This is a genomic window from Mycobacterium sp., from assembly GCF_039583785.1.
Classification (GTDB): Bacteria; Actinomycetota; Actinomycetes; order Mycobacteriales; family Mycobacteriaceae; genus Mycobacterium.
On record NZ_JAVKSG010000076.1, the window covers coordinates 1 to 15,154 of the forward strand.

The 15,154-nt window shown below is 68.2% G+C and carries 24 protein-coding genes; 3 read left to right on the plus strand and 21 right to left on the minus strand.

What is annotated here, in order from left to right; genetic code table 11:
* Window positions 1-431 precede the first annotated feature (431 nt).
* Window positions 432-683, plus strand: a complete 252-nt coding sequence (locus ABDV69_RS17690; protein ID WP_343576695.1) for a hypothetical protein — start codon at window positions 432-434, stop codon at window positions 681-683.
* Here ABDV69_RS17690 and ABDV69_RS17695 read toward each other — a convergent pair.
* From ABDV69_RS17695 to ABDV69_RS17730, 8 genes are all read right to left on the minus strand, one after another.
* Window positions 680-2,551 carry a hypothetical protein gene (locus ABDV69_RS17695; RefSeq protein WP_343576698.1) on the minus strand — a complete coding sequence of 624 codons (1,872 nt, stop codon included), beginning with the start codon at window positions 2,549-2,551 and terminating at the stop codon, window positions 680-682. The two genes, ABDV69_RS17690 and ABDV69_RS17695, sit on opposite strands and share 4 nt — an antisense overlap.
* Window positions 2,548-3,090: a hypothetical protein gene (locus tag ABDV69_RS17700; RefSeq protein ID WP_343576701.1), complete on the minus strand. Its 543-nt coding sequence runs from the start codon at window positions 3,088-3,090 to the stop codon at window positions 2,548-2,550. The genes ABDV69_RS17695 and ABDV69_RS17700 overlap by 4 nt, the downstream gene beginning before the upstream one ends.
* Window positions 3,087-3,275 carry a hypothetical protein gene (locus tag ABDV69_RS17705; protein ID WP_343576703.1) on the minus strand — a complete coding sequence of 63 codons (189 nt, stop codon included), beginning with the start codon at window positions 3,273-3,275 and terminating at the stop codon, window positions 3,087-3,089. The genes ABDV69_RS17700 and ABDV69_RS17705 overlap by 4 nt, the downstream gene beginning before the upstream one ends.
* A gap of 94 nt (window positions 3,276-3,369) precedes the next feature.
* Window positions 3,370-3,621 (minus strand): hypothetical protein, encoded by a 252-nt coding sequence (locus ABDV69_RS17710; protein WP_343576704.1) that lies wholly within the window; start codon window positions 3,619-3,621, stop codon window positions 3,370-3,372.
* Window positions 3,618-4,058 carry a hypothetical protein gene (locus ABDV69_RS17715; RefSeq protein WP_343576706.1) on the minus strand — a complete coding sequence of 147 codons (441 nt, stop codon included), beginning with the start codon at window positions 4,056-4,058 and terminating at the stop codon, window positions 3,618-3,620. Before ABDV69_RS17715 ends, ABDV69_RS17710 begins: the two co-directional genes overlap by 4 nt.
* Window positions 4,059-4,500: 442 nt before the next feature.
* Entirely contained in the window at window positions 4,501-4,818 is a 318-nt protein-coding gene (locus tag ABDV69_RS17720) for a hypothetical protein (protein ID WP_343576708.1), read from the minus strand.
* Window positions 4,815-5,333 carry a pentapeptide repeat-containing protein gene (locus ABDV69_RS17725; protein WP_343576711.1) on the minus strand — a complete coding sequence of 173 codons (519 nt, stop codon included), beginning with the start codon at window positions 5,331-5,333 and terminating at the stop codon, window positions 4,815-4,817. The genes ABDV69_RS17720 and ABDV69_RS17725 overlap by 4 nt, the downstream gene beginning before the upstream one ends.
* On the minus strand, window positions 5,330-5,491 hold the full coding sequence (locus ABDV69_RS17730) for a hypothetical protein (protein WP_343576713.1): 162 nt from the start codon (window positions 5,489-5,491) through the stop codon (window positions 5,330-5,332). Before ABDV69_RS17730 ends, ABDV69_RS17725 begins: the two co-directional genes overlap by 4 nt.
* Before the next feature lie 17 nt (window positions 5,492-5,508).
* Here ABDV69_RS17730 and ABDV69_RS17735 point away from each other — a divergent pair, with 17 nt between their 5' ends.
* Window positions 5,509-5,754, plus strand: coding sequence for a hypothetical protein (locus ABDV69_RS17735; protein WP_343576715.1), 246 nt, complete (start codon window positions 5,509-5,511; stop codon window positions 5,752-5,754).
* Here ABDV69_RS17735 and ABDV69_RS17740 read toward each other — a convergent pair.
* The 10 genes from ABDV69_RS17740 to ABDV69_RS17785 all read right to left on the minus strand — a co-directional run bounded on the left by ABDV69_RS17740 (window position 5,679) and on the right by ABDV69_RS17785 (window position 12,117).
* Window positions 5,679-6,527 (minus strand): glycoside hydrolase family 25 protein, encoded by an 849-nt coding sequence (locus ABDV69_RS17740; protein WP_343576718.1) that lies wholly within the window; start codon window positions 6,525-6,527, stop codon window positions 5,679-5,681. The two genes, ABDV69_RS17735 and ABDV69_RS17740, sit on opposite strands and share 76 nt — an antisense overlap.
* Window positions 6,524-6,748: a hypothetical protein gene (locus ABDV69_RS17745; protein ID WP_343576720.1), complete on the minus strand. Its 225-nt coding sequence runs from the start codon at window positions 6,746-6,748 to the stop codon at window positions 6,524-6,526. The genes ABDV69_RS17740 and ABDV69_RS17745 overlap by 4 nt, the downstream gene beginning before the upstream one ends.
* Before the next feature lie 2 nt (window positions 6,749-6,750).
* Window positions 6,751-6,963: a hypothetical protein gene (locus ABDV69_RS17750; protein WP_343576721.1), complete on the minus strand. Its 213-nt coding sequence runs from the start codon at window positions 6,961-6,963 to the stop codon at window positions 6,751-6,753.
* Between the two features lie 12 nt (window positions 6,964-6,975).
* A complete protein-coding gene (locus ABDV69_RS17755; RefSeq protein WP_343576723.1) occupies window positions 6,976-8,760 on the minus strand; it encodes a hypothetical protein in 1,785 nt (594 codons plus the stop codon).
* A complete protein-coding gene (locus ABDV69_RS17760) occupies window positions 8,757-10,151 on the minus strand; it encodes a hypothetical protein (protein WP_343576725.1) in 1,395 nt (464 codons plus the stop codon). Before ABDV69_RS17760 ends, ABDV69_RS17755 begins: the two co-directional genes overlap by 4 nt.
* Complete coding sequence (locus ABDV69_RS17765; protein WP_343576727.1) at window positions 10,148-10,402, minus strand: hypothetical protein; 255 nt, start codon at window positions 10,400-10,402, stop codon at window positions 10,148-10,150. Before ABDV69_RS17765 ends, ABDV69_RS17760 begins: the two co-directional genes overlap by 4 nt.
* Window positions 10,399-10,920, minus strand: coding sequence for a hypothetical protein (locus ABDV69_RS17770; RefSeq protein ID WP_343576730.1), 522 nt, complete (start codon window positions 10,918-10,920; stop codon window positions 10,399-10,401). Before ABDV69_RS17770 ends, ABDV69_RS17765 begins: the two co-directional genes overlap by 4 nt.
* On the minus strand, window positions 10,917-11,363 hold the full coding sequence (locus ABDV69_RS17775) for a hypothetical protein (RefSeq protein WP_343576731.1): 447 nt from the start codon (window positions 11,361-11,363) through the stop codon (window positions 10,917-10,919). The genes ABDV69_RS17770 and ABDV69_RS17775 overlap by 4 nt, the downstream gene beginning before the upstream one ends.
* Before the next feature lie 2 nt (window positions 11,364-11,365).
* A complete protein-coding gene (locus tag ABDV69_RS17780) occupies window positions 11,366-11,590 on the minus strand; it encodes a hypothetical protein (RefSeq protein WP_343576732.1) in 225 nt (74 codons plus the stop codon).
* 236 nt (window positions 11,591-11,826) lie between these two features.
* A complete protein-coding gene (locus ABDV69_RS17785) occupies window positions 11,827-12,117 on the minus strand; it encodes a hypothetical protein (RefSeq protein ID WP_343576733.1) in 291 nt (96 codons plus the stop codon).
* Window positions 12,118-12,684: 567 nt separating this feature from the next.
* Here ABDV69_RS17785 and ABDV69_RS17790 point away from each other — a divergent pair.
* Window positions 12,685-12,897, plus strand: a complete 213-nt coding sequence (locus ABDV69_RS17790) for a hypothetical protein (protein ID WP_343576735.1) — start codon at window positions 12,685-12,687, stop codon at window positions 12,895-12,897.
* Between the two features lie 34 nt (window positions 12,898-12,931).
* On the opposite strand, the gene ABDV69_RS17795 is transcribed toward ABDV69_RS17790, so the two are convergent.
* The 3 genes from ABDV69_RS17795 to ABDV69_RS17805 are packed head-to-tail and all read right to left on the minus strand — an operon-like array spanning window position 12,932 to window position 14,665.
* Window positions 12,932-13,327, minus strand: a complete 396-nt coding sequence (locus ABDV69_RS17795) for a hypothetical protein (RefSeq protein WP_343576736.1) — start codon at window positions 13,325-13,327, stop codon at window positions 12,932-12,934.
* 3 nt (window positions 13,328-13,330) lie between these two features.
* Window positions 13,331-14,194 (minus strand): hypothetical protein, encoded by an 864-nt coding sequence (locus ABDV69_RS17800; protein ID WP_343576737.1) that lies wholly within the window; start codon window positions 14,192-14,194, stop codon window positions 13,331-13,333.
* Window positions 14,195-14,242: 48 nt separating this feature from the next.
* Window positions 14,243-14,665 (minus strand): hypothetical protein, encoded by a 423-nt coding sequence (locus tag ABDV69_RS17805; protein WP_343576739.1) that lies wholly within the window; start codon window positions 14,663-14,665, stop codon window positions 14,243-14,245.
* Window positions 14,666-15,154: the final 489 nt, after the last annotated feature.

The window sequence follows — 15,154 nt, forward strand, 5'->3', positions numbered from 1 at the left end:
GCACGCCCCGCCGCCCCCCGCCGCCCCCGGGGCCGGCGCCGATAGTGCGCCGCCAGCACTCGAGGTGCATACCCCTACGGGGTACCCGTACCCGTCGATGGAACCGGTTCCATCACCACGTCCGCTCGAGCCCGGTCGCCGGCCGGCGAACGCTGCGAGTGGCGGCCGCCGACCGTCACACCCTTCCGCTACACTCCCCACTCTCGCCCGGCCCTGCCGGCGCCGGCACGCCCGCTGTGTCGCCCTCTCACGACACACCGGCCGCCGGCGGGGCCGCCGACCGCACCGTCTGGCGGCTATCTTCGGTCCGGTCGGACCGGCAGTGGGACACCCGCCCGGTCATCGCCGGCCCAGCAGCCCACGGTGGGCACCCGGGCGAGGCTCACTGCCGGCCCGGCACCCCACCCGCCACCTCCTGGAGGTTCTCTGCCGTGACCACCGGACAGTACATACACGCCGCTCTAGCCGGTCTCGCGATCGTCGCTGTCACCGTGCTCGCCGCGATAGGTGTGGTCGACTCGACTGTCACCCTGGCGGTGATCGTCGCTGCTGCCGGTATCGGCTCGACCGGTATCGCCGGGGTGACCACCACCCACACCCTCACCTCCCCGTCGTCGTCTACCGGCACCCCGGGCTCGACCACCGGGTCGACCGGCACCGGAATGTCAGCGACCGGCAGCTAGCCGGCGACCGCCTGGTCGTCGACGACCCGGCCGCCAACGTCGACCCGCACGTGACCGGTCGCCCCGCCGGGCAGATGCACCCGCCGGGTGTCGTGTCGCAGCGGCGAGAAGATCAACTCGCGCACAGCAACCCGGTCGGCGTGCCCGCCACCCAACGTGGTGGACAGCCCGTCCCACACTTCCGCCACATACGTGCCGTCACCGACCGGTCTCGCACCCCGAGGTATCCCCGCGAGCCGACGGTACGTGGAGCCCTCCACCAGCTGCGGCGCCCACGCCTCGAACGTGTCGTGGGTTGACTTGCGTACCAGCCCGGGGAGACGACCGCCGGCGACCGCGGCGGCGACCGCCTGGTCGCCGGCAGGGTCGACGATCACGCAGTCAGTGTCGACATACACCAGATGGTCGAACCCGGCGGTGACCATCGCATCCCACAACCGAACCCGTGACGACGCCATGATCGCCGAGAGGGCTTGCGGTACGGAACTGTCCGCCCAGCGTTCCTCCCACGCCTCCCACCGTCGTCCGCCCAACATGAGCGCCCGGCCCCGACCGCCGCTGTCCACATCCACCATCGGCATCCACGACACGCCCGACACCCACGCGTCGCCTTCTTCCCGCCAGTCCGAGTATCGCATCGCGGTGCGGCCCGGCACGGCACGCGCCCAATGCTTGGTGACGAGCGCCCACAACCGGCTGTCCGGGTCGGTCCCGCAGTCCTGGGCGTCTATGCACGCCCGGGCAAAACCCTCCAACCACAGGGCCGCACGGTACCGGTGGGCGTGGTGTACCACGATCCGGGCGCCGGCCGCTTCGGCCGCGGCCAACTCGACCTCCCACCACCACCCCGATATCTCACCGACCGGCCAGCACACCCCGACCTGATCGGCGACCGGCAGCACCGGGACGGTCTGGGTGACTGTCGCCCGCACCAGCCACCTGGAGGTTGTCGGCGGCCGGCGCAGTGTGCCCATGCCGACCCCGACGACCTCACCGAGGTACACGGCGGGCAGCGGGGTGGTGGCCGCCACGTGCGCGTACGCCATCCGGTAGTCCCATTCAACGTACGGTCCGGCTGTTTGCGGCCCCCACCGCCACACCTCTGCCCGACCCGAGTACATGCCGGCGACCTCGGCGTCAACGACCGCCGGGATCCGGTGGACGAGCACCTGGTCGGTGAGGTGCCGGCGCAGCAGGTGATGCCAGCCGATCCCGGCCCCGGAGCGTGCCCACCCGCCGAGGTCGCCGTCGTCGAGCCGGCGGATCAGCGACATGTACGCGGCGGCGAGTATTTGCACGTCGGCACGGCAGCGTGCCGTCCACTCGTCGGGCCCGGCGTCATCGTCGGGCAGGTCGGGTCGTGGCACACCGAGCAGGTCGGCGATCCGGGCGAGCGGGGTAGGGAACACGCTGACCGTGTCGACCAGGACGATCACTTGCCCGTCGCGGCGCAGTTCGAGCGACACGTGGTCGCCGACCACGGTCGGGCGATGCACCTGCCAGCCGGCGGCCGGCAGTATCTCTAAGCCTCGGGCGATACGCAGGTCGTAGGCGAGGTTGTGGGCGGCGACCACGACCCGCAGGTCGCGTCGGGCCTGGTCGCACACCGCCGCCCACAGCTGTTCGGGTGTGTCATGGTCGTCGATCACCGGGTCAGTCCAGGTGCGGGCCTTGTCTTTCCAGCGGACGACAGCGGTCGCCCCGCACCGCCAGCGCTGTATCTCGCCGCCGTCTCCTCGTTCGATCACCGCCTCGGTGTCGAGGAACACGTACCGGCGGGGTATCCGCGACGAGCGCTGTGGGTGCAACCAGTGGGCACCGTCGAGCGCCACCCACCCGGTCTCGACAGCAGCGGCCGGCCCGGTCATTCGGCGAGCCCTGGCCGTGTCTGGTACCAGGCCCCGGTGAGCGCCATCGTCAGTATCTGCGACGCGACCGGGTACCCGGTCGGGCTGTCACTGTCGGTGGGTGTCTCAATAATGTCCATCGCCGCCCGGACCGCTTCGGACGGCGATAGCGGCACGTTCGAGACGACCCCGAGTGTGCGGGACTGGATGGCTGTCTCGCCGGCCTCGGTGCGGTGCCGGAACTGCGCGGTGACCTGATGCACGTACCGGCCGGTCCAGCCGGGCGGGGCTTCTGCTGCGAGCAGTTCACCGGTGGTGTAGTCGACCGGCAGCGCGGACGCTTGGGCGTTGATCGCCATCTGCTGGCGTATCTGTCTCCATGCCGGCCAAAACGACGACGACCCGACCCCGATCCCGGCGCCGCGTAACGCCCGGAGCGCCGCACGCCCCGACATGCCGATCCGGGCGGCCCGCCCGAGGATCTGGCCTCGCGCGTACGCCGCGGCCCCCATCGACCCGATCGTCCCCCACAGGTCGCCGAGGTCACCGAGGTCGCTCACTGCCCGTCCTCCCAGACCATCACGTGATCCCACCCCTGCTGCCAGTACCGCCACCACACGTCGGGGTCGAGACTGGCGGCGACCTCGGCGTCGGCGTCGGCGAGCCCGGCGATCACCGTGTCATGGTCGGGGGCGGTTTGTTGCCCGTCGAGCACCGCGGCGGCCGCGGCGCGCGCCCCCGCCAACCATGCCCCTATCTCGCGTGTGGTCGCCGGCGGCCGCTGCCCTGATCGCATACCCGACCCGCCCGGGACTGTCTCGGGCGGGAGGGGAATGCGATCAAACCATGTCGTCGTCGACCCAGGCGACAATACGGGGCCTGTGCTCGATGCCGTACGTGTGTTGACCGGTGTGCCCGGCGGGGCGGTTGCAGCACACCACGTACGGTCCTCGGTTCGTTGTCGGGTCGCCGACAACGATCACCGGTCCCGCGTCGCACGCCAAGCCCAGGTGGACCGGGCCGGCCGGTTGCCCCTGGTGGTAGGGGTGTTGCACGGAGCGTTCGGCTGTCACCTGGTCGAGCAGTCTCATGGCCGGGTGATCCACAGCGACGACTGCCCCGGGTTGGAGGCCGATTCCAGTTCGAGCACTCGAACCCGGGTCGGCAACGCCCCTAGCTCGGCGAGCCGTATCGCCCGGGAGATCACGTACGGCGACCCGCACGTGACCGACATGGGGGTGCCGGTCGTCTCGGGGGTGACATCGAGGATGATGTAGCGGGTCGGGCCGGTCGTGTAGGTGGACGGCAACGCCCCGGCGACCCGTTCGAGGGTGACGACCTGGCCGACCAGGTCGCGCAAGCCGACCGCCTCAGGGTCGGCTAGCACGTCCTCGACGCTGTCAGCGTTGAGCGCCCGTTCAAGGGTGCGTGCCACCAGGTCGTCGACCGACATGATCGGGATCAGGTCGATCGCCCGCTCCAGGCGGTCCAGGTTGCGGCTGTCGGTGACAGCAGGCGTGTCAGGCATGGGTGGTACCTCCGGTGATGATCCTGCCAGACCGGCAGGGGGGCGGACTGATCCCGCCGCTGGACACCCCGGCAGTCCCTTAGCTGTCGGGGTGTCCAGCGCTGTGGTCAGCGGTGAAACAGGCTGGGCTGGGTGACGGTACCGGCCGCCGGTGACAGCGGCCTGCCGGTCCGCCAGGTGCCGCACGTGCAGGTGGCGCACCCGAACCGGTCGCTTGGGATGTCCCACGCGTGCAGGTGGTAGCCGTGCCCGCACACACAGACAGGGTCGAAGCATCCGCAGCCGCACCCGGCCGCCCGGCACGCTGCGGTCACGATCAGCCGGGAGTGACTGCTGCGAGGGTGCCCGCAGTCACCGCAGGCCACCCCCAACCCGATCACAGCGGTCGGGTTAGGGGCGGCCCGCAGGGCGTTACGTGCCCGCTGCCACGCGGGCTGGGCGGTCACTGCCCGGACGGGCCGAGAGCGTCCAGGGCGGCCGCTGGGAGGGCGCCGAGAGCGACCAGGGCGCTGGTCGACCCGACAATCGCGGCGGCCACCCCGTTGAGCACCTGGTCGACAGTCGGTTGCGGTTCGTCGCTGTCCTCGCCGAGACTGATGGTCGCGCCGGCCACCACTTTGAGGGTGGCCATCGCCATCTGTCGCAGCACGAGCAGCGCGGCGGGCGGGGTGAGGTCCTCCACGTAATCGTCGGGCCACGGCACCATCGCCGCGGACAGTTCGGCTTGCGCGGCGGCTAACGGGTCGACCGGGCCGCTCATGCCGCACCAGCCGACGCGGGCGGGTAAAACCCGTCGGGCCAGACGGTCGTGGAGTCCCAGGTGATGTCGTGGAGACGGGCGCCGGTCAGGTTGGCGCGGGTCAGGTCGGCGCCCTCGAGCATCGCCCCGGTCAGGTCGGCTTCGGTCAGGTTGGCGCCGACCAGCATCGCCCCGATCAGGTTCGCCCCGGTCAGGTCGGCGCGTTCGAGGTTGGCGTCCAGGAGGATCGCTGTATGCATGGCCGCCTGGCGCAGGCTGGCGCAACGCAGGTTGACTTCTGTGAGCAGTGCGTGCGTGAGGTCTGTGTCTGTGAGGTCGGCGCAGGTCAGGTTAGTGCCGGCCAGGTTCGCGAATGACAGGTCTGCGTCGGTCAGCTCAGTGTGGACCAGGTTCATGTCTGACAGGTCGGCGTGGTCCAGGCCAGCGCCAGCCAGTCGCCCGGCCCGGGCGAGCCGCTCAAGCAGCTGCTCCGGGGCGTCAAGGTTGTTCAGGCGTACCACGTTGACGGCGATCACTTGAGGCCCCGCAGGTGCCAGATGGTGCCTTCCAGGTCGGCGACCAGTTGCGCCAGTTCGAGGCTGTCGAGCAGGTCGAGCGGGATGGCTGTCAGCCAGTCGAGTTGGGAGCGGACTGCTGCCCGCCCCTCGGTGATTGTGTCAGGTGTAGTGGGCATGGGTGTAACATTAGCACATGAGTAACACTAGGTACAGTGCGGTGGTGCGGGTGACGAAAAACGCGCACCGGCTCGCACGACTCGCCGCAGCCGACCAGGGCACCACGATCAGCGCCGTCGTCGACAGCGCCATCACCGGACTATGCGACCTCGAAGCCGACCCCGACCGCCCCGACACCCGGCAAGGTCACGCCCCGCCCGCACCGCCCGGTGACTTCCCCGCACCAGCCGGCACGGACGGGGCGCTACCACCGTCCACCTGACCGTCAGAGGCTACCTCGCCCTCCAGTGTCTTGATCGCCAACTCGTCCGCCTTCTGGTGCGACTCCAAGCCCTTCACAGTGTCACCCAGCAGGCTCGCCGAGCGCTCCGACAGCTGATCCTCCTCGTGGGCGGCCAACCTCGACAGTTTCGCCTCGTCCTCGGCCACAGACGTGACGGTCGGCGCCGGCGGGGCGGTCGGCAGGTTTAGCCCGCGCACCTGTATCCACTCGTCGACGTCGACAGTGTCGGGCACGCCCGGCACGGTCGCCGACCCTGACTGCCACACCATCGCCGGGTGCGCCGGTCCTGACGCACCCCACGTCGCCAGCCACACCCGGGCCGGGATCGAGCTCGACTCGGCGAGCGCCCCGTACACGTTGCCGTCGCAATACACCCCCACCTGGGGGCGACCGTCAGCAGCCGCGTCAATAAACCCTTTCACCTCGCCACCAACCTGCCATGCGGCACTGAACCCGACCTCGTAGTCCAGCCAGCAACCGGCGTCCAGCTGCCTGCCGACCAGGGTGCCAACAAAATGGGCGGCCTGCGCTGCAGGGTCGACGCCCGCCTCGTAGTAGTGGTAGGCGCCGACCAGCAGGCCCGCAGCGAACGCGTCCGAGTAGTCCCGCTCCCACCACGGGTTCGTGTAGCCAACCCCCTGGGTGGCTTTAATAATCACGAACCGGTACCCGGCGTCCGCCACCTTCCACCAGTCGATCGGCGCCCCGCCCGGATGCTGCCAGGACGACACGTCGACACCACGGACCGTCACGACCCGGCGCCCTCGCCCTGGTCGCCGGCCAGTGCCGACCCGACCCGGACCTCCGGGGGCGTCTCAACCGGCGCCGGATGCTTGTGCAGCAGTTCCGACCACAGTCGCCGGGCCCGCGCCGACCAGTCGCCGTGCGACTCGCCCGGGCGGGGCCTCGACTCGACAGCGTGCGCGGCGAGCACCTCGGCGGGCACGTGGGACAGGTCGGGTGCGTCTGACATAGCTAGCTTCCCCTGGGTTGGTGGGCGGCAGGCTCGTCGGCGATCCGGCGAGCGTAGGTACTGGTTCGCTTCTCGGCGTCGAGTCTACGTATCCGATCGTCGAGTGACCGGTGCACGTCGGCCTGCATCGCCTGGGCGAACTCGGCCCACCGGGCGGTCACCTGCTGGGCGTGATAGTGGGCGTCGCGGTGACGGGTCAACGGCACGTCGGTCACCGTCCCATCATGTCACGGCACCACCGGGGCGGTCGTGGTCGCCTGCCCGGTCACAGTCAGCTCACCGGTCGCTGTCGTCGACCCGCCCGACGAGTCGTTGAGGTCGACAGTGTGCGCCCCGTCAGGTGCGGCCGGGACCAAGAACGTGACCTCACCGTCACCGGACGGGGGTACCGTCCCGCCGGCAGTGAGATCGGCGACCAGGCCACCAACCTCGACAGTGAGCCCACCGCCCGGTGCCATCCCCTTGTAGACGACCTTGACCGGTTCACCAACCTCGGCGGTCGCCGGTTCCGGCGGCCCAGCAGACGGGTGGTAGGTGACGGTCGGCGCCGGCGGCGGATATATTTTGCCCAGCCATTCGACATCGGTCGCAGTGTAGCCCATCTGTGACCAGCGTGTCTTACCTGCCGTTAGGCTCATCGCCCCCTCTTTCACCAGTTTCCCGATCTGGGCGACAGTCAGATGCTCGTGGGGGGCGGACCGTTCGACATCCCACGCGGTCAGCAGATCGGGGATCGTCTCGGACGGCACCCCCACCCGCGACAAGTCTTTGGACGCTTGCGAACTGTCCATGTCGTACAGCAAGAACGATGCTCGCACCCTGGTCACCGCAGCGTTACGTGACGCGACCACCCGCCGCCACATCGCCGTGGACAACAGGAACGGTATCGACTTGGGCAGGTACCCGAGGCTTTCGAGTATCTCGGTCGCCCCCGGTTTGGCCGGGTCGGTTGAAGTTGCCGGCAGCATTCCCGCCTCGTACTCGGCGAGCACCATTGTCGCCGTCTCCTCTTTCGGTTTGTTCAAGGTGGCGGTCGCTATCCCGGTCGTGAACGCCGCCGCCTGATCTTTGTCGTACCCTGTCTCAGCCATCCACTTGGCGCCGACCTCCGGGGTGACCGTCCCGCTTCTCACCGCCTGGGATATCTCGAACGGCCCCAGCCAGTGCCGGTACAGGGGGGCGATCCCGGAACTGTCAGGGTGGGTCAAATAATAGAACCGCGGGTTGATCCGGGACATGCCGACTATCTGGTCCAACTGCCCGGTGGTGATAACACCGTGCGCCGCTAACTCGACGGCTTTCTCCAGGCCGGCGGCGTCACCCGCAGCGTCGACTATCGCATCGAACTGTTCGCGCACACCACCCGCCGCCTCGAACAGGCCGGCAGCAGTGTCGTGGTCCACGACCTGCTTGACTGCCATCTCGACAGCATCAGCGGTCGACAGGGTGTTCCGGGCCAATTTCAACAGGTCAGGGATAAACTCGTCACGCACCCGCGAGTAGTGCACGACTGTGTCCAGTTCGCCCTTGGTTATCCCGTACTCGGTCGCCAGTGACTTGCCGCCCACGTATAGCGGGGTACCGGTCTGGTAGTTCGGTCCCGGTTCCAGCCCGGTCATAGACAGGCCACGGTTGTATAACCGGAGGGCCTGGTCGATACCGTAAGCTTCGCCGGTGTCCAACGTGAGCAGATCCATGCGGGCACCGTCGAGCCCTGACAGTGCCGCCTCGCTGTGCGCGTAGTCGGTGTGGATCAGGTTACGTACCTGCATGTCGGCGAGCACCGCCGGTGTCAACGGGGTCGCCAGATACTTGGAGCGGGCCTCGTTGATCGTTTTCTCGACCGACGCTGCCGCCACCCCCGACGCGACAGTAGATATCGCCGCCCGGGCAGCAGTGTAAAGCCCGAGAGCGTCCGCCAGTCCGGTGGCAGACAACTCTGCCAGCGCTTTGATCCCGCCGATCACCGCCTCGATCGGTGACGGTATCCCGCTCGACGGTTGGGTGGTCACGCTGCGATCCCGGCGATACGGTCACCCCAGCCGATCAGTACCGGGGTCAGGTTGGAGGTGTCGACCGCCCACGTGGCGATCTTCTCCGTGTCGACCACCACCCCGTCTAACGCCACCTGCGAGTTGAGCAAAGAGAACACAGCGTCGGCTATCCCGATCACCCATCCGATCGTCGCCGCCAACCCCAACAGTTTCGCCAGTTGCCGCCAAGCGGACGGACCACCCATGTCGCGTTGCACACGGTGCCAGTCCTCACAGCACTCCAGTGACGTTTTCGCCACCCTGTCTATCTCCTGGCGGGCACCTTTAGCCTCAGTCTCCAAACCGCGGATAGTGTCGAACAGGTAGCTGGGTGAATGCTCCGACAGTTGGGCCTCAACGTGCCGGAACTCGGCTTCTAGTTCGTGCACCACACCTATCGGTGCGAGCGTCGGGAGTATCTCGTCAGTGTGATGTATCCACTCGCCTTGATTGTGGATGCGCCGGGCGTTCTCGTCGTGCAACTCGAGCAGCCGGGACCGGTCATCGCCGCGCAGCTGGGCGTCCAACCGGCGTTCCGCCTGTTCCATCTCGTAGATACGGTGGTCGGCTTCCACCAGATGCTGCGCTAATCCCGGCCGGCCGGTCAGCCCAGCGAACTCGCGCAACCCCATTATCTGCGCGGCGAGCACATGGGTTGCCCCGTACAGGTGCTCCAGTTCGGCGGGCACCTGCCCGGGTGCCAGACCCGGCAGCATCCGGTCGATCGCCCCCGCAGTGATCTGCGCCTGATCGGTGCCGGCCAAACCGATCGCGTGCGAGATAGCCGCGGCCTGAGCGACAGTCAGGCCCGGTACCGGTATCTCGATGTTGCCGACCCTCACCGCGGCATCGATCACGGTCTGACCGCCCGCGGACGGTTCATGCGGGCCCGGGGTCCACGTGCCGGGACGAGCGAAATACTGCCGTTCGGCTTCAACCCCGGTGATCGGCTCCTGAGCGCCGGCCGGTGCCGGCGGGGTCGGCGGCCGGTACCGGCCGGTGCGGACCGCCCAACCTTCGACGAGGGCGGCGACCCTGCCGGCAGCGATCATCGCCGGGGTGATCGCTTTGATGCGGTCGTAGTAGCGCCACTCCTCGAACATGCCGGGGGCGTCCGACACTGGCAGGTCGTAGCGTTCGGCGGCGTCTGCGACGGCCCGGGCGAACCCGCGGACCTCCAGGTCGTAGCCGTCCAACCCGGCGGGCAGCTGCCCGGCGAACTCGCCGACCACCCGGTCCACCCACTCGTTCCAGCTGACCGCGTCGACGATCATCGACGATGACTGCATCATCGCCTCGGTCGAGATACCGTCCGCGACCCCGGCGTCCAGCCATTCCGGGATCAGGCCCGGCCCGCCCGTGTCGGTCACGGTCGTGACCTGCCGTACCGGCCGGTGATCGGGTTGGGGATACCGACCTGGTCGACGTCCCAGGCTGTGAGGGTTGTGATCGCCACGGCCGACAGCCTGACAGCTTCCAGCGTCGCTTGTGTCCGGGGCAGCAGGTACACGCCGCGGGTCATGTCCGCGAACCCGAGAGTGACCGCCACCAGGCCACCGCCGATATCGGTCACCTGGTCGACAGTGGCCGGCAACAGCACCGGGACGGCCGGGTCGGTCACCACGCCAGTTTCACGAACCGGGAGAACAACGGGCCGGAGCCGGACCCGTTACTGTCACCGCCGACCGTCGCCTCCTGCGCCGACTGGTAGTTGAGGGTGACCGTGCGCGATACGGCGGCGGTCGGGTAATAGTTGGTGGCCTGCAAATAGAAGAAGGTCGCGCCCGGCGAGGTCTGCTGCGCATACCCGCCGACCGAGGTGCCGCCCGGAGAGGTTGACGAGTCGACGTACAACTGGTGCGTGTTAAACCCGGAGACACCGTTGACCAACACCCCGCCGGTCAAGATCGCTGCTTTGCCGGCCGGGATCGTCAACGACGCCAGCTGTGTGGTCACGTTCCCCGACACGCTCCGAGACGCGATCTGGGTGGCTTCCACCGACGCTGTCGACCCGCCACCGCCGACAGGTTTGCCGCCCGGGCCGACCACCACCCGCTCCCAATCGGGGGCGTCCACCGGGCCTGTAGCTGTCACTGTGGTCACCACCTTCTGATAGTCGGGGGCGTCATAGACAGTCACGCTCTCGGCCTCCCACCGCCGGCGGGGGTGAGCACCACACCCAGGTTCGGGGTGACCAGAACCGCGGCGCCGGCACCGAGCGTCGACAGCGGGGTGTACTCCAAGCGGACCTGCCAGCCGTGCGTGAACGTCCCCTGATTGTAGGTCGCTAGGGAAGTGTTCACCCCCACCTGTTTGTCGTACGCGAACGTGAGATCGTCGTCGTCACCAACAATCCATGTCGGGGCCCCACCGCGAGGCACAATGAACTGGTCGCCGTCAAGCAATGCGATACCGGTCATCCCCGCGTGCCCGGGAGGGATACGAATGTTCACCGCCCGCAACCACACCGACCCAAGACCGGTGCCGGTCAAGTCGTACGCGGCGGGTGACACCCCAACCCCGCTTGACGGGGCGACCACCTTGACGTAAGTGACCTCCCCGGGTTCGCCCAGACCGGTCACGGTCAGCCGGCAGTGATGAACTCGGCGAGCGCTGCGGCCATGTCTGTCACCACGGTCGGGTCAGGGGCGTGCCCCGCCAACACTGACGCGGCGGCCCGGACCGCCTCGGTCCGCACCTGCATTGCTCGTACCCGCAGCGTCTCGTCCACCTCCGCTTGCGACGGTGGGCGCTGCACCATCTGCGGGACCATTCCAGACAGGGCACCAGGAGGCATCAGGTTGGGCATACCAACGACGCTAGCTGTCGTGCGGTGGTTGACGCCGCCCCGGGTGGAAGTTGGACCACACCAAGTTTTCTAACCTCTCCAGGGTGCGGGTCGCGTGCTCCATCTGCGCTTCCAGTCGGTCCAGACGGTCACCCAAGCGCATGTAGGAGGCTAGCGCCCCGGCCACTAGCCCGACGACAGCAGCGGCCGCTGTCGCCCACTCAGGTAACGCTGTGGCGATCTCATGCACCCTCCACCTATAGCCGCTGGAGGATCGTAACGATCACCTGCTGCTGCTGCGCTGCGGGCAACGCCGCCCACCCCGCCTTGCCCACCAGGTCCAACGCCGAAGCCACCGGGTCGGCCGGCACGACCGGTGCCGGCGGAGCGCTCCACGTGGTGCCGTCGTAGGTCCAGCCGGGACCGACCCCGGGCGGTGCGCCGTCGAGCGACACCCACTGGTTGGCTTGAGCGACCGGGCCGTCAGCGATCACCACGTTCTGAATCTTCCCGCCGGCGATCACAGCGTGCCTGCCAGGTCCGGGCATCACGCCACCCACTCGATCACGATTATGCCGTCAGCACCATTCCCGCCACGACCGCCGGCACCACCAGTCGCACCGCCGCCGCCACCAGCACCACCGAACCCGGGGAGCGTGGCTGTCGCACCGTTGGTACCGGACGCTGTAGACGAGCCGCCCGTCGCACCACCAAGCGCAACGTTCGACCCGTCTGACACGCCACCGCCCTCACCACCCGACGTTGCCGACGCTGGACCACCGCCCCCACCGCCGTGCACTCCGGCCAACGGTGGCGACCATCCAACAAAAGGCTGCCCGGTGTTCGATAAACCCCCCTGTCCCGATACCGAGAAATTGCCCTGATTGGCTGTTATAACACCAGGCCCACTACCATTGGTAGCGGGCAGACCACCCCACGCGGTATTGTTGGTGTTAGCTCCTGCCGCCCCGCCGCCGCCGCCGCCCAAAGCAAACAGGTTGACACCGGTCCCGGTCACCTGCGTGTACCCCCCATTGCCCCCCCCAGAACTCCCATTACCGGACGCACTGGCAGCACCGCCAGCACTCCCAGATCCGCCGGCACCCACCGTGTTAGTGAGCACATCGGCGGGAATCACCGCCAATGTTCGGCGGATCACGCCGCCCGCACCACCACCGCCGCCACCGGACTGGTTGGCGGTCGTTGATGTTGACGCCGCAGACCCGCCACCAGCGCCACCGCCCCCACCACCAGTGAGCGCGAAAGTCGCGACATTCACACCGTCGGGGACAGTCCAGGTTCCCGACGTCGAGAACGTCACCGAGTGAAGGGTGCCGCTCCCAGTCGTACCACCCGAAGTGCTCACCGGTCCGCCGCTATCTTCAACGCTGCCGCCCCGCCCTCCAGAGTGAGCACCTGCTCATGCCACCGGTACCACTGGGCGCAATCATGGTCCATCCACGCCCCGATCACACCCGCGACAGTCCCCGACGTGACCGCCAGGAACAGGCCCCCCACCACTGGTAGGGCGTGCAGGCCGATATAGTCCCGGGTCGACTGACCCGGCGACAACGTCACCGACATGAGCACCTGGCCCGCGGCCGGCGGACCGTCGTACAGGTCGTAGGCGGCGCCGGCTGTACCGGTCGTCTCCGACAGGCTGTGCCAAGTGATGCACCCGGACCCGCCGACCAGTTCGACCTTGCCGGCCAGCTGGTCGGCGGACACCTGGTCGACCCGGACCTGTACGCGGCGCACCGGTCAGCCGCCGGCGGGGGTGTGGATCACTCCGAGGTCTTTCCACACCAAGCCGACCTGGTAGGCGGTGGATGCGGTCGTGTCGGCCACATACACGAACGTGGCGCCCTTGTTGTTGGCCTGGATAAGAGGGATGCAAGCCACGCCCAGGTCGATCGAGCGGCGAGTGAAATAGTCGGCTGTGACACGCGGCGACACCACCCCGGGGCCGCCGACGTGCAGGTTGCCGGTGTCGACACCCTGCACGGTGAACAACCCGAACTGTGCCGGCGCCAGATATCCGAGGAGGGCGTAAGTGTGGTTCGCTTTGTACTGGTCGTTGGTGGAGTTAATCGTGACACCGGCACCGGTGGCGCCGGCGGTCGCCGCGGAGGTGGCGGTCACCCAGGTGACGTAGTGGTCGCCGATGTCGGCCGCAGCGTTCGCGTAGCTTTGGACTTGCGCCCAGGTCGCGAAGTTGGCGCTTACCCCCGGGAGGGACGGGTAGTACACGTCGTAGGCGCCGAGATAGCTGGTCGCTGCCGACTGGGAGGCGACCGTCGCGGCCTGCACAGTGAGAATGTCGGTCGACCAGGCGGGCTCCTGGTAGTAGACACCGCCCAACGGGTCGAGAGCGTTAGCGGCCGTGTCGGGGGCGACCGAAAAGGTCGTGCCAATCGTGTTGTCGTGCATTCTCGGCGACTTGATCTGGAGCTCGCCTTCGGCGCCGAACTCGGCGAACGGACTCAGCAGCTGCCCCGCCTGCGCGTTCGAGGTCGCCCGAATCGCGAACGACTGCCCCGACTGTGCGGTCAGCGCGAAGTATTCGCCGGCTGTGGTGGTGGCCGGGGACGCATACCCCGACACTGTTTCGATAGCTGCACCCATGTCTGTGACCTCCTGGTCGTTAGGGACGTGTTATCCGGTGAATGGGTGTCAGGCTCTCGACTGGCCCCAGTTGTACGACGCGGTAATCATTGCGCTGGCCCGGGCGATACCCTGCGCGAGCGTGCCCTTAGGCATCGCGTGGATCTGTGTTACCTGCCCGGCGAGGAACTGGGAATACTCGTTAATAAACGTGGTGTACCGAGACTGCTTCTCCTGGGCGCCCTGAATAGCACGCGGGATACCGAGATTGACCATCGCCTGCTGCCATTCCGGGAGCGTGACAGCAGCAACACGGTTCGCCCACTTTTGCTGGGACTGCTGGAGTCTCTGCAACCACAGGGCCGACTGTGCGGCCGCCTTCTGCCCGGGCGCCTGGTTGACCGCCTGGACCCCCTGGGTCATCGCGGTACCCGCGTTCTGGAAGTTGGTCAACCACTTCTGAGAGATCTGCTGGGGGGTGAGCATGGGCACGGCGATCGCCTCCTACACCGACCCAGCACGCGGGATGCTAGCAGTCAGATACCCCTAGGGGGTGACTTGCGTCGCCGGCGGGGTGGGGCCGGCGGGGTGGGGGTGACGCCGGCGGCCGCGTTGACCGCGGTCGCGATGCTCGCGGCGTTCGCCTCGGAGGCCCGGTTGAACGCGCAAGCGGGGCACCATCCGCGGGCTGACAAGTGGGTGGTGTAGCGGGTGGCGTCACAGCCTCGACAGTTGGCGTAGGTGTGGCTCATGTCGTCAGTATGCCCCACCCCCCGGTGGACGGGCGCGCGGTGCACGGTGAGTGGTGGAACAGGTTCCACGTGGTGGTGCGGATACCCGGTGGAGGTATGGCGGGTACCCCCTGGGGGTATGCGTGTTTAGTATCGCTTAGCAGACCGAACGAGTGTTCGACCTCGAGTGCTGGCGGCGCACTATCGGCGCCGGCCCCGGGGGCGGCGGGGGGCGGCGGGGCGTGCGGAG